The 13,355-nt window shown below is 22.6% G+C and carries 11 protein-coding genes; 4 read left to right on the top strand and 7 right to left on the bottom strand.

Annotated elements, in window-relative coordinates:
- Nucleotides 1–1,068: a class II fructose-bisphosphate aldolase gene (gene fbaA, locus BLBCPU_RS02215; RefSeq protein ID WP_014246374.1), complete on the bottom strand. Its 1,068-nt coding sequence runs from the start codon at nucleotides 1,066–1,068 to the stop codon at nucleotides 1–3.
- A gap of 14 nt (nucleotides 1,069–1,082) precedes the next feature.
- On the bottom strand, nucleotides 1,083–3,266 hold the full coding sequence (locus BLBCPU_RS02210; RefSeq protein ID WP_014246373.1) for a hypothetical protein: 2,184 nt from the start codon (nucleotides 3,264–3,266) through the stop codon (nucleotides 1,083–1,085).
- Between the two features lie 41 nt (nucleotides 3,267–3,307).
- Between BLBCPU_RS02210 and BLBCPU_RS02205 the strand changes: the two genes are divergently transcribed.
- Nucleotides 3,308–5,902, top strand: a complete 2,595-nt coding sequence (locus BLBCPU_RS02205; RefSeq protein ID WP_050798155.1) for an exodeoxyribonuclease V subunit beta — start codon at nucleotides 3,308–3,310, stop codon at nucleotides 5,900–5,902.
- Between the two features lie 17 nt (nucleotides 5,903–5,919).
- On the opposite strand, the gene lipA is transcribed toward BLBCPU_RS02205, so the two are convergent.
- Entirely contained in the window at nucleotides 5,920–6,774 is an 855-nt protein-coding gene (lipA, locus tag BLBCPU_RS02200) for a lipoyl synthase (RefSeq protein WP_014246371.1), read from the bottom strand.
- Nucleotides 6,775–6,938: 164 nt separating this feature from the next.
- On the opposite strand from lipA, the gene BLBCPU_RS02195 reads away from it, so the two are divergent.
- The 3 genes from BLBCPU_RS02195 to BLBCPU_RS02185 are packed head-to-tail and all read left to right on the top strand — an operon-like array spanning nucleotide 6,939 to nucleotide 9,447.
- The gene (locus BLBCPU_RS02195) at nucleotides 6,939–8,042 is read left to right on the top strand and encodes a Nif3-like dinuclear metal center hexameric protein (RefSeq protein WP_014246370.1); all 1,104 of its coding nucleotides are present in this window, start codon (nucleotides 6,939–6,941) and stop codon (nucleotides 8,040–8,042) included.
- Between the two features lie 8 nt (nucleotides 8,043–8,050).
- Nucleotides 8,051–8,848, top strand: coding sequence for a zinc ribbon domain-containing protein (locus BLBCPU_RS02190; RefSeq protein ID WP_014246369.1), 798 nt, complete (start codon nucleotides 8,051–8,053; stop codon nucleotides 8,846–8,848).
- A gap of 32 nt (nucleotides 8,849–8,880) precedes the next feature.
- Nucleotides 8,881–9,447 carry a thioredoxin family protein gene (locus BLBCPU_RS02185; protein WP_014246368.1) on the top strand — a complete coding sequence of 189 codons (567 nt, stop codon included), beginning with the start codon at nucleotides 8,881–8,883 and terminating at the stop codon, nucleotides 9,445–9,447.
- Here BLBCPU_RS02185 and BLBCPU_RS02180 read toward each other — a convergent pair.
- The 4 genes from BLBCPU_RS02180 to BLBCPU_RS02165 are packed head-to-tail and all read right to left on the bottom strand — an operon-like array spanning nucleotide 9,431 to nucleotide 13,305.
- Nucleotides 9,431–10,438 (bottom strand): bifunctional oligoribonuclease/PAP phosphatase NrnA, encoded by a 1,008-nt coding sequence (locus BLBCPU_RS02180; RefSeq protein WP_014246367.1) that lies wholly within the window; start codon nucleotides 10,436–10,438, stop codon nucleotides 9,431–9,433. The two genes, BLBCPU_RS02185 and BLBCPU_RS02180, sit on opposite strands and share 17 nt — an antisense overlap.
- Before the next feature lie 3 nt (nucleotides 10,439–10,441).
- A complete protein-coding gene (locus BLBCPU_RS02175) occupies nucleotides 10,442–11,869 on the bottom strand; it encodes a CCA tRNA nucleotidyltransferase (RefSeq protein ID WP_014246366.1) in 1,428 nt (475 codons plus the stop codon).
- 5 nt (nucleotides 11,870–11,874) lie between these two features.
- Nucleotides 11,875–12,462 carry an L-threonylcarbamoyladenylate synthase gene (locus tag BLBCPU_RS02170; RefSeq protein ID WP_014246365.1) on the bottom strand — a complete coding sequence of 196 codons (588 nt, stop codon included), beginning with the start codon at nucleotides 12,460–12,462 and terminating at the stop codon, nucleotides 11,875–11,877.
- 15 nt (nucleotides 12,463–12,477) lie between these two features.
- Nucleotides 12,478–13,305, bottom strand: coding sequence for a 2,3,4,5-tetrahydropyridine-2,6-dicarboxylate N-succinyltransferase (locus tag BLBCPU_RS02165; RefSeq protein ID WP_014246364.1), 828 nt, complete (start codon nucleotides 13,303–13,305; stop codon nucleotides 12,478–12,480).
- Nucleotides 13,306–13,355: the final 50 nt, after the last annotated feature.

Raw genomic sequence — 13,355 nt, 5'->3', positions numbered from 1 at the left:
TTATAAAGTGTTAATATTATTCATTAATTCAAAATATTTTTTTAATAATTCTTTGAATGATTGTTCTCCTTTTCTAAGCCATATTCTAGGATCATAATAGTTTTTATTTGGAAGATATTTACCTTCTGGATTTCCGATTTGTTTATTCAGATATTCCTTATTTTTATTCATATAATCTCTTATTCCACAGGTAAAAGCATATTGTAAATCTGTATCCACATTCATTTTAACAACTCCATAACTAATAGATTCTTGAATTTCTTTGATAGAAGAACCAGATCCTCCATGAAAAACAAAAAAACTGGTTTTTTTTTTGGTATAAAATTTTTTTTGTATGTACTTTTGAGATTCTTTTAAAATTACCGGACGTAGAATAATATTACCAGATTTATATACTCCGTGTACATTTCCAAATGAAGCCGCTATAATAAATTTTTTGCTTATTTTGATTAATCTTTCATAAGCATACGAGACTTCTTTTGGTTGAGTATAAAGTTTATTGTTTTCTATATTAGAATTATCTACACCATCTTCTTCACCTCCCGTAACTCCAAGTTCTATTTCAATGGTCATTTTAATTTTATTCATTCTTTCAAAGTATCTTTCACAAGTACTAATATTTTCTTCTAAAGATTCTTGAGAAAGATCTAACATGTGAGAACTAAATAACGTTTTACCAAAACGTTTATAATGTTTTTCATTAGCAATCATCAATCCATCTATCCATGATAGAGATTGTTTAGAACAATGATCTGTATGAAGAATTACAGTAGATTTATAAAATTTAGCTAGTTCATGGATATGTTTTGCACAAGCTATAGACCCTTGGATAGCTGCTTTTTGTTCGTGATTACTTAATCCTTTTCCTGCGTTGAAAACAGCTCCACCATTAGATATTTGAATAATTATGGGGGAATTAACCTCTGCAGCAGTTTCCATTGCAGCATTCATAGTATTAGATCCAATAACATTTACAGCAGGTATGGAAAATACTTTTTCCCTAGCATATTCAAATATTTCTTGGATAATACTCCCGGTAATAACCCCAGAAGGAAATTTTTTAGACATGTGTTTTTTTTTATTTAATTAAGAATTAAAAAATGTAAAGAATTTTTTTCTAAAAAGGGGGGGTCAATTCCAAAATTGATCCCTGGTTTTTTTAATTTTATATAATTTATGATCCATCCCTTTTGAGATGAATCATAAAATTTATATACAAGATCTACAAAAAAAACAAAAAATTTAAGATCATATCGAATTCCTATTCCTCCTTCTAATAAAAATTCTTTATAAAAAGGGTTCCATATCAACTTTTCTATTTTTTTTGAATTATTATTTTCTTTGTTTAACAGTTCTCTATTTTCTAAGTAAAAAAAAATAACTGAAAATAAATTAGAAAGTATTTGATTTCTATATTCGTTTACTAATAAAATTTTATTAAATGATGAATTTTTATCTATATTTAGATGAATACTATTCGATTCTATACCCTTTTTACAAAATTTAGATATTCCTGAAAAATAATTTTTTGGAATTTTTTCATAATTAAAATTTTTTTCAAGAAATAACCTTGATATTAGAAAATAATTTTTAGATAAAAAAAAATATTTTTTGAAATCTAAATTGTATTTAACCAAAAAAATATTATTCAATAACTTATTTTTATAAGGAAAAAAAATTTTTTGAAATAAATAATATAAAATATTTCCAGAAATATCTATATTTCCACGTAATGCAATAGGATTTTTTTTACTATAATCCAAAAATTGATTCATATCATAATTATAAATAATAGAATTGATAAAATTATCCTTTATCCTATTAATTTTTGTCTTTTGTATAGGATTTTTTGAATCAAAATGATCATTATTTGTTTTTTTACCATTTTTATAATTAATCATTTTTTTGATAACTTTAAAAATGATCATTTTTATTTTATGTTTTCTATAAGGAGTTACCTTCCATTCATAATTAATAAAATTGGAAAATATGTATTTTTTTATATCTATATTTTTTTTATTCTTTTTTTGAAAAATAATAGAAGTATGAGTTCTATATAAGTAATATTTAGGAATCATAGATGATATAAAAGGTGATAAAAATCCTGGATAGATAAAATTTCCTTTCAAGGAAATTTTAGATAGGTTAAAAATTTCTTTTGGAGAATAATTTAAACTTCCTTTTATAGAAAACATAAAATTTGCACCATTTTGTTGTAGTATATTTCTACTTAGTAAAGTTATTTTTGGATTGATTTTTATATCCATTTTTTTGGATATAGAATTTACTAAATAAAATTTTAATTCATTACTTTTTATAGTTTTCAAAAAAATTTCAGCATTTAAAAAGGCAATTTTTGAATTTAAATTGTTTTTTTTTTCTTCTTCTAGTTTAAATTGATTAATATCAAAATTATGCAAAGAATAAATATTTTTTTGAGTCTTTAAAACCTCATTTTTATTATACAAAGATCCAGGAAAAATAGTGAAAACATCCGTGATAATTTTTGGATTAAATTTTTTATCGGTAGGAACAAAAAATTGATATCCATTGTAAATAAAAAAATTTTTATTTTCATTATTGATTCTTATCACAATTTTATTGAAGAAATATTTTTTATGATTATGGAAATTTTTTACTTCCATATATAAATTTATTTTTTGATTTTCTATAAAATTTACATGAAACTTAATATCGGATACCTGAAAATTATAATAACCATAATTTTCATACATTTTTTTCATCCTTTCTATTTCAAATATTATGTTTTTTTCACTGTATTGTTCTTTTTTTTTAATTAAACTAGAATTAATATTATTTATATAAATATCCTTTAACTCTTTTTCTTGAAAATTGTAAATAATTTCATTGATAAAATAAGGTCTTCCACTAGTATGAATATTATAAGTTATTTTTCTTTTTTTTTTCTTCTTTTTAAGAATATAAAAATTTATATTATCCTCAAAAAATCCTTTTGAATTAACATTTTTTACATAATTTTTTTTAAAATAAGGGAATTCGATTTTTATAGGTTTTTCTACGTTTTTAAAATAAAAAAAATTACAATAAATACTTTTTATAGATTTATTTTTTGGAATTATTTTTTTTAAAAATAAAAAATTTATATTTTTTTTATTTGTTTTAAGTAAATATTTTTCTTTTGGTATTTTTTTTATAATTTTACACGATACAAAAAAAAATCTGAAAAAATAAACGATAAATAATATTTTAATTAAATTTTTTTTTTCCCAAATTTTTTTTATCATTTTAATTTTTTTTTTATTTCGTTTTATCTTTAAAAGAATTATTGATAAAATTTATTATATTGATTCCAGCTACATTAAAAATATACAACGCTTCAGCAGGCTCTGGAAAAACTTTTTTTTTGGTAAAAAATTACCTTTTTATTCTTTTTAAAAGTCCTCATTGTGACGAATTCAAGCGGATTTTAGCTTTAACTTTTACAAATAAAGCTACTGAAGAAATAAAAAAAAGGATATTACAATGTATAAAAGAATTTTCTAATCAAAAAATTAGTAAGGAATATCATTCTTTGTACAATTCTATTATAAAAGATTTAAAATTAACAAAAAGGCAACTATCTGAACGCGCTAAAAAAATATTATCTGAAATTTTATCCGATTTTTCTTCTTTATCTATAAGTACTATTGATAAATTTACTTATCGTATCATTCGATCTTTTTTTTCTAATAAAAATATATATATAGAAATGGATACCCATAAATTTTTATGGGAAGTTATAGATAATTTATATAATAGATTAAAAAGTTCAGAAAAATGGTCTCATATTTTGATCCAATTTTCTTTGGAAAGATTAAAAAAAGGAAAAAATTGGGATATCAGAAAAGAACTATTTAAAATAGCTAGTCTTATAGTAGAGGAAAATAGTTTTTTTTATATGAAAAAAATTAGATTTCAATCTTTTGATGATTGGATAATACTAAAAAAAAAATTGTTAAAAAGAACGAAAAAATTTGAAAAAAAATGTAAAAAACAAGGAGAAAAATTTTTTGAATTTTTAAAAAAAACATCTATTAAAAAACATTCATTCTATTATTCAGATTTTCCAAAACTTTTTCAAAAATTCCGTGTAAAAAACATAATATTAAATCCTTTTCATCAACGTATTGAAAAATCTATTCAAAAAAAAGTATTGTATAGTAGTAAAAATTCTACTATAAATATGGATCAAAAAATATTGATAGAAAGGAATAAAAAAAAAATACTTTCTTTATATCAAGAAACAAAATTTATATATAAAAAATATATTTTCTCCTATATTTTAGATAAACTTTTTTTAAAAAATTTTCATTATTTATCTATAATACAGGAAATTGAAAAAGAATTTTTATTTTTAAAAGAAGAAAAAAAAATTTTTTTAAACGCAGAATTAAATAAAATACTTCATGAAAGAATTATTCAAGATCCCATCCCCCTAATTTATGAAAAAATGGGGGTACAATATAAACATTATTTTCTAGATGAATTTCAGGATACTTCATTTTTACAATGGTATAATATTCGAATTCTAATTGAAAATGCTTTATCAGAAAATGGATCAGCTATGATTGTAGGAGATCCTAAACAATCTATATATCGTTGGAGAGGTGTAGATTATAATCTTTTTCTTCATTTAATTTCTTCTTCATCTAAATCTTATCACAAAAAAATAATCACTATAGGTACTAATTTTCGTAGTTATGAAGAAATTGTAAAATTTAATAATTCACTTTATCAATCAGTATCTAAAATTTTTAATTCTACTCTTTATAAAAAAATATATAAGGAATCCAAACAAAAAGAATTTAAAAAACCTGGAGGATATGTAGAATTAAATTTTATTATAGAACAAAAAAATTACAGAAATGAACTTTACTGTAAAATAAAAAAAAAAATAAAAAAATTGTTAAAACAGAAATATAAATTATCAGATATAGCTATATTAGTTAGAAATAACGAAGATGGAAATTTTTTATCTGAAAAACTTTTAGAAGATGGATTTATTGTAAATACTTCCGTATCTCTTCTTGTAAAAAATCATTTGGAAATAGAAATCATTATACATTTTTTTTATATACTTTTAAAACCACATTGTTATCAAAAAAGAGCTACTTTAATTTTATTATTATTAAAAAATAAGTTAATTTATACCAAAAAAAGAGATCATGACTTTCTAGTAGAATCTATTTTTTTACCATTCGATCTTTTTTTAAAAAAAATTTTTATTACAAATAAAATATTAGATTTAAAAAATATATATAATAAATCTATCTACAATATAGTAGAACAGGTCATTGATGGATTTGGATTATTAAATCAATATAATACGGAATCTATCTATTCTTTTTTAGACTTTGTTCATCGTTCTATAAAAATTGTAGGAAATTCTATTGTAGATTTTTTAGAATATTGGGAATCCAAAAAAGAAAAAGAAAGTATCATTATTTCTGATAATACAGATGCTCTTCGTATTATGACTATTCACAAATCTAAAGGATTGCAATTTCCTGTAGTAATTCTCCCTTTTACAGATTGGAATGCTTTTTCAAAAAAAAAAAAGGAAGGAATATGGATAGATGTATGTCCTAATTTATATCATGGGTTGGATTCTATCTATATAGAAATAGAACCTTATTTTAAATATATAAATGATCATTTTTTCATAAATATTTATGAAGAATATCTATCTAAAATAAGGATTGATAATCTAAATTTATTATATGTAGCTACTACTCGTCCTATGGAACAACTTATTATTTTTTCTAGATATGGAAAGGATCAATCTGTATCTTTTTATCTAAAAAATTTTCTCTATGAAAAAAAATTATGGAATGATAAAATATTTCAATATTCTTTTGGAATAGAAAAAAAAAATTATTAAAAAATATTTTATTTTTTTTATTTTACATGTTTTTCTGCATGATAAGAAGAGCGAACCAAAGGTCCACTTTCTACATATTTAAATCCTATTTTTAATCCAATTTTTTTCAATTCTTTAAATTCTTCCGGTAAAACAAAAAAACGTACGGAAAAGTGTTTTAAAGAAGGTTGTAAATATTGTCCTATAGTTAAAATATCTACTTGAGAGTTTTTTATATCTTTCATCGTTACTAATATTTCTTCTTTTTTTTCTCCTAATCCTAACATAATCCCCGTTTTTGTACGAATATTTTTATTTTTTTCCTTAATATATTGTAGAACTTTAAGACTACGATCGTATTTTGCTTGAATACGTATTTTTTTTGTTAACCTAGAAATAGTCTCTACATTATGAGAAATAACTTCTGGATTAAGATCTATTATTTGATCTATAATTTTTTGTTCCCCTTTAAAATCCGGAATCAATGTTTCGATTGTTATACCTGGATTTAGTTTTCTAGTAATTTTTATGGTTTCTATCCATATAGCAGCACCCATATCTTTTAAATCATCTCTATTCACAGAAGTGATCACAGCATGTTTAATTTTCAATATTTTAATTGATTTAGCCACTTTTTCTGGTTCTTTCCAATCTATATTTTCAGGACGTCCTGTTTTGACACCACAAAATCTACAAGATCTTGTACAAACGTTACCTAATATCATAAAAGTGGCAACTCCTTTTTCCCAACATTCTCCTATATTAGGACAACTACCACTCTGACAAATTGTATTTAGTTTGTGTAAAGAAACTAATTTTTGTAAATTTTTATAATTTTTTCCAATTGGAAATTTCACTTTTATCCAATTAGGTTTTTTTTGAATTAAATTCATGATATTTTTTTTTATTTTTTAGTAAATAAAAATTAATATTTTTATTTTAAACTAAAATTAATATAATAGAATTTGATCTAGATTCTATTTTATCTATCTACTAAATATAATAAAATCAATTTTTTTTATAAATTTGTCATACTTTTTATTTTATATTTTTTTTAATGGAAGTCTTAGTAAGAGATATCGCTGAAGAGTTAGAAAATTTAGCTCCTAGGGAATATGCAGAATCCTATGATAATATAGGACTTATAGTGGGATCTTATTTTCAAAAAGTAAAAAAAATATTGATAACTTTAGATCTTACTGAGGAGGTATTTTCAGAGTCTATACATAAAAATTGTAATCTTATTATATCATTTCATCCGGTTCTTTTTAAATCAATAAAAAGTTTAACTGGAAATACTTTTTCAGAAAGAGTCGTAATTTCTGCATTAAAAAATGATATATCTATTTATGTAATTCATACTAATCTGGATGTAAGCTGGGAAGGAACTCATTCTTACATATCCAAACTTTTACAGTTAAACAGAGAAAAATCTTTATTTCCTAAAAAGGGGACTATAAAAAAATTAACAACTTATGTTCCAATTTCTTATTCTGATAAAGTTAGAAATGCTTTATTTAATGCAGGAGCTGGAAAAATATCTAATTACAGTCGTTGTAGTTATAATTTTGATGGTTTTGGAAGCTTTATGGGAAACGAAAAATCAAAACCTTTTTTTGGAAAAAAAGGACATTTTCATATAGAAAAAGAAACTTGTATTAATGTAGTTTTTTCATCCCATAAATTGAATTTAATTAAAGAAGCACTTTTTAAAAGTCATCCTTATGAAGAAGTTCCATATGAAATTTATAATATTGAAAATATTAATCCCTATATTGGAATAGGAATAATAGGATTTCTGATAGAAGAAATGAATGAATATGATTTTCTTCTTTATTTAAGGAATAGAATGAATTTATTGTGTATTAGACATTCTATATTCATAGGAAAAAAAATTAAAAAAATAGCTATGATTGCAGGTTCTGGAAGTTTTGGTATTGAAAAAGCTATACAAGAAAAAGCCCATGTTTTTATATCTTCTGATTTTAAATATCATGATTTTTTCAAATCTGAAAAAAAAATATTGATTGTAGATATAGGACATTATGAATCTGAAAAATTTAATAAAAATCTTCTTAAATTTTTTTTAGATAAAAAATTTACTCATATACCTGTTTATGAATCAGAAATTCATACTAATCCAGTTAAATATTTTTATTAAAAAATATTATGGAAAATAATAAAATAAAAGTAGCTATTACAATAATAGATAAATTAAGAATTTTATATAATCTTCAACTGATAGATTCTCGTATAGATGAAATAGAAAATTTTCGTAAAAATATTCCTATAGAAATCAATTCTTTGGAAGAAGAACTTGAAAAAATGAAAAAAAAATTAAAAAATATTAATGAGGAAATTCTTTCTATAAAAGAGGATATCAATCAAAAAAACAAAGAAATTAAATATTCAGAAAATTTGATAAAAAAATATGAAAAACAGAAAGAAAATATAAGAAATAATAAAGAATTATATTTTCTAGAAAAAGAAATTGATTATCAAAAACTAGAAATTAAATTATATAAAAAAAGAATTCAACAAATGAATTTAAATATTCATAAAAATGAAGAAATTTTTAAAAAAAAAGAAAATCTTTTTTTAAATAAAAAAGAACATATTTTTCATAAAAAAAAAGAATTAAATAAAATTTTTTCAGAAAATAAAAAAGAAGAAAAATTATTACTAGAAAGATCTATAGATTTTTCTAAAAAAATCGATAATAATTTATTAAAAATTTATAAAAAAATAAGAAATAGAGTTAAAAATGGAGTAGCCGTTTCTCCTGTACAAAGAGGGGCCCCGTTAGGATCTTATCTTGCTATTACTCCACAAAAATACTACGAACTAATACAACGTAATAAACTTTTAATAGATGAAAATAGTGGAAGAATATTAATAGACGAGGAATTAGCTGAAGAAGAAAAAAAAAAAATATTTTATTTTTTTTCAAAAAAACAGAAAAAATAAACTAATTTTATAAAATTGTTAAAAAAATAATTATGGTAATTACCTATTCTTCCAATGAAATTAAAAAAATAAAAATAAAAAATTTTAAATTATTAGAATCTTTATCAGGGGAAAAAAAATATATTCAAGATTTTTTTTCTAATAAAGCAACTGTGATTATGTTTATTTGTAATCACTGTCCGTATGTTAAACATATCAATCCAGAATTAGTACGTTTAACTAATGATTATATTCCTAAAGAAATTTCCTTTTTAGCTATAAATTCCAATGATATCGAAAAATATCCAGAAGATTCTCCTGAAAATATGAAAAAAATATCTCATAAATTAGGTTATATATTTCCTTATTTTTTTGATGAAAAACAAGAAGTAGCTAAATATTATGGGGCTCAATGTACTCCTGAATTTTTTATATTTAATGGTATAGGAGATTTATATTATCATGGACAATTAGATGATTCTAGACCAAACAATGGAATTCCAGTTACAGGATACGATGTTAGAAACATATTAAATTTTCTTTTAGAGTATGATGGTGAAAAAAAAATATCCCCCATAAAAAAACCAAGTTATGGATGTAATATTAAATGGAAAAAATAAGATGTTTATGATAATTAGGAATAATTTTTAAAAAATATTCAATCGTTTCGGATAAACTTTTTTCTAATACTCCACCAGCTGCATTTTTATGCCCCCCTCCTCCAAAATGTTTTCTAGAAAAAAGATTTACATCAAAATTTCCTCTTGAACGAAAAGAAATTCTAATTGGAGATTGTTCTTTTTCTTCAAAAAAGAATACTGAAAACACAATATTTTTTATTCCTAATCCATAGGAAATAATACCTTCTGTATCCCCTTTTTTATAAGAATATAAATCTATATCATAAGCATTAATACTGGTATAAACTGTACGATATTTTTCTATTACTTTCAATTTTTCCAAAGCTTTAGACAAAATTTTCAACCTATTTTCGTTATATTTTTCGTGTAAATGATTATATATATTTTCCACGTTTATTCCATTTTCTATCAATTTCCCAGCAATAAAATGGGTTTCCGATGTTACGGAAGGAAAACGAAAATTTCCAGTATCTGTCATTAACCCTACGTATAAACAGGTAGCTATTTTTTTATCTATTTTATCTAAATTATTCATTTTAGATATAAATCTAAATACTAAAATACTAGTAGCTGCTACCGTTGTATCTGAAAACATAAAATCAAAATAAAAAGGAGAAGGATGATGATCGATTAATATTTTTTTTGCTTTAGATAATGAAAGTAATTTTTTAAAAATTTCTATTCTTGATAAATTATTGAAATCTATAAAAAAAATATAATCGGAATCTATAATTTTTTTTTTTATCAAAGATTGAGTTTTTTCAGAAAAAATAATAATATCCTTACTTCCAGGAAGCCATCTAAAAGATTCGGAATATTCTGTAGGAGATATTAAATATACATCATGTTTAAGTTTTCTTAAATAAAATAATAGAGCTAAAGAAGAACCTAAAGCATCTCCATCGGGATTATTGTGTGGTAATAATACAATTTTTTTTTTTTCTTTTCCATTAATGCTATAAAAAAACATATATTAATTTTTAATTATTTTTTTCAATCCTAATTCTTTTCCTTTTTTTAACATAAGAAAATAAGCTGTAGAAAATTCATTAGATATTTTTCCATCTAAAATAGACTCTTTAATAAAATTTTTTATTATTCCTATTTCTTTACATGGATTAATATGAAAAGCATTCATAATATCATTTCCGGATATAGGAGGTTTCCATTTTTGGATACGATCTTTCTCTTCCAATTTTTTCATTCTTTCCATTAAAAGAAAAAAATTTTTTTTATATTTATTTTTTTTTTCTATATTTTTTGTAGTAATATCCGCTATACATAGTTTTATTAAATCTTCCATATATTCTCCCATATCAAATAATAATCTACGTATAGCTGAATCACTAGAATTATGTTCTATTAAAGAAACAGGTCTATAGCTATTCTGGATTATTTTTTTTACGTATTTTATATATTTTCCTTTTGGGAGCTTTAAACGTTTAAATATATTTGAACTCATTTTAGATCCTACTAACTCATGTGCATGAAAAGACCAACCAGTTTTTGGAAAAAATTTTTTCGTATAAGGTTTTCCTATATCGTGAAGCAAAGCTACCCATCTTAACCATATAGAATTATTTTTTTCTTGACTAATATTATCCACTACTTGTAAAGTATGATAAAAATTATCTTTGTGTTTATATCCATTTTTTTCTTCTATTCCTTGTAATAAAACTAATTCCGGTAATATTATTGATAATAATCCAGATTTAGATAATAAAAATAATCCTATAGAAGGCCTGTTAGATAGAAGTATCTTATTAAATTCTTCTGTAATTCTTTCTATAGAAACAATACTGATTCTATTTTTATTTTTCTGAATAGATTTAAATGAAGATTTATCTATGATAAATTGAAGTTGAGTTGCAAATCGTATAGCTCTCATCATTCGTAATGGATCATCAGAATAAGTAATATCTGAATTTAATGGATTCCTTAAAATTTTTTTTCTCAAATCTAATACCCCACCAAATGGATCAAATAATTTTCCATAATTATTTTTATTTAAACTAATCGCTAAAGCATTAATTGTAAAATCTCTTCTATTTTGATCATCTTGCAATGTTCCAAAATCAATAATTGGATTTCTACTATAGAAATGATACGATTCTTTTCTAGAACTAACAAATTCTATTTTTTGATTATCAAATTCTAACATAGCAGTTCCAAAACGTTTAAATATATTTATTCTAGGAGTTGGTTTTATATGTTTAGCAACTTCTTTAGCTAATTTAATTCCTTCTCCTATTGTTAAAATATCTAAATCTTGAGAAAGATTTTTATCAAGTAAAAAATCCCTAACATAACCTCCAACTACATAACAATCTTGTTGTATTTTTTTAGCAGAATTACTAATAATACGAAATATATCCCTATGAATAGCAGAAACTAAATTCATGTAAATTACATACGTAATATTTTAATTTTATTTGAAATAATTTTTAGTATAGAAGAACTATTATAGCGGGCTTTTTCTCTTCTACGAAAATTAACAGAATAATCTATTTTACTTAATATAGAATAACTAATTTCAGAAAAGGATTTAGGAGTTGGAAATCCTGATAAATTTGCAGAAGTAGATATAATAGGTCTATCTAATGTTTTAATTAAATGAGAACAAAATGGATCGTTAGTTAATCTAATAGCTAAAGTGTTATCTTGACTATTGATCAATAAATTAGAAACTATTTTACGAGGTTTTTTATATACTATAGTAATAGGTTTCTCTTTTTTTATAAAATTATCCTGAATAATTTTCTTAACTAAATTAGGAATATACTCTATTAATTCGTATAAACGATCTATATTTTCTACTAAAATAATCATAGATTTAGAAATATTTCTATTCTTTATTTTATATATTTTTTCTATAGAATTTAAATTAAAAGCATCACATCCCAATCCCCATACAGTATCTGTTGGGTATAGTAAACATTTTCCTCTTTTCAATATTTTTACACTTTTTTCTATTTCTTCTTTATAAAAATACATGATAAGTAAAAAAAATTACAAAATAAGATGATGCGTTCTCAACACTTCATTTAAAGATATTTTTTTATTAGTACTTTCTTTTCTTTTTCCTATAATCATTGCACATGGAATATGATATATTCCTGAAGGAAATTTTTTAGGATAGGATCCAGGTATTACTACAGAATATTTTGGAATTATACCTTTCATTTCTATAGGTTTTTGATTTGTTACATCCAAAATTTTAGTAGAGGAAGTTATAACAACATTTGCTCCTAATACGGATTCTTTTTCTATAAGTACTCCTTCTACTAAAATACACCTAGATCCAATAAAAACATCATCTTCAATAATTACAGGATTATTTTGGATGGGTTCTAAAACCCCTCCTATTCCAACTCCTCCACTTATATGGACTCTTTTTCCAATTTGAGCACAGCTTCCTATAGTTGCCCATGTATCTATCATTGTTTCTTTTCCTATATAAGATCCTATATTTACATAAGAAGGCATCAGGATAACTCCAGGAGAAATATAAGACCCATAACGTACTATAGCATGAGGGACTACGCGAATTCCTTTCTCTTTAAATTTATTTTTTATCGGTATTTTATCATAAAATTCGAATGGTCCCAATTCTATAGTCTTCATTTTTTTTATAGAAAAATACATAATTATAGCTTTTTTTATCCATTCATTGACTTGCCATTTTCCATTTATAAACTCCGAAACTCTTATTGATCCTTGTTCTACATAATCAATAACATGAATCACGATTTTTCTTATACTATCATTTGTAGACCATATTTCTTTTTTTTTATCCCAGTAATTTTCTATTTCTAATTTTAGTTGATTTACTTTCATAAAAATTGATACAAACAAAGACAAAAATATATATAATATAAATATATTTG

It is taken from the genome of Blattabacterium sp. (Cryptocercus punctulatus) str. Cpu, assembly GCF_000236405.1.
GTDB classification, from domain to species: domain Bacteria; phylum Bacteroidota; class Bacteroidia; order Flavobacteriales; family Blattabacteriaceae; genus Blattabacterium; species Blattabacterium punctulatus.
Note: the sequence above shows the minus strand (reverse complement) of the source record. Positions and strands in the feature narration are given on the sequence as shown.

Bases quoted from the DNA above. Each gene is read 5' to 3' on its own strand.
- BLBCPU_RS02210 (WP_014246373.1), bottom strand. From the start codon at position 3,266: ATGATAAAAAAAATTTGGGAAAAAAAAAATTTAATTAAAATATTATTT.
- lipA (WP_014246371.1), bottom strand. From the start codon at position 6,774: ATGAATTTAATTCAAAAAAAACCTAATTGGATAAAAGTGAAATTTCCA.
- BLBCPU_RS02175 (WP_014246366.1), bottom strand. From the start codon at position 11,869: ATGAATTTAGTTTCTGCTATTCATAGGGATATATTTCGTATTATTAGT.
- BLBCPU_RS02165 (WP_014246364.1), bottom strand. From the start codon at position 13,305: ATGAAAGTAAATCAACTAAAATTAGAAATAGAAAATTACTGGGATAAA.
- BLBCPU_RS02180 (WP_014246367.1), bottom strand. From the start codon at position 10,438: ATGTTTTTTTATAGCATTAATGGAAAAGAAAAAAAAAAAATTGTATTA.
- BLBCPU_RS02185 (WP_014246368.1), top strand. From the start codon at position 8,881: ATGGTAATTACCTATTCTTCCAATGAAATTAAAAAAATAAAAATAAAA.
- BLBCPU_RS02195 (WP_014246370.1), top strand. From the start codon at position 6,939: ATGGAAGTCTTAGTAAGAGATATCGCTGAAGAGTTAGAAAATTTAGCT.
- fbaA (WP_014246374.1), bottom strand. From the start codon at position 1,068: ATGTCTAAAAAATTTCCTTCTGGGGTTATTACCGGGAGTATTATCCAA.
- BLBCPU_RS02190 (WP_014246369.1), top strand. From the start codon at position 8,051: ATGGAAAATAATAAAATAAAAGTAGCTATTACAATAATAGATAAATTA.
- BLBCPU_RS02170 (WP_014246365.1), bottom strand. From the start codon at position 12,462: ATGTATTTTTATAAAGAAGAAATAGAAAAAAGTGTAAAAATATTGAAA.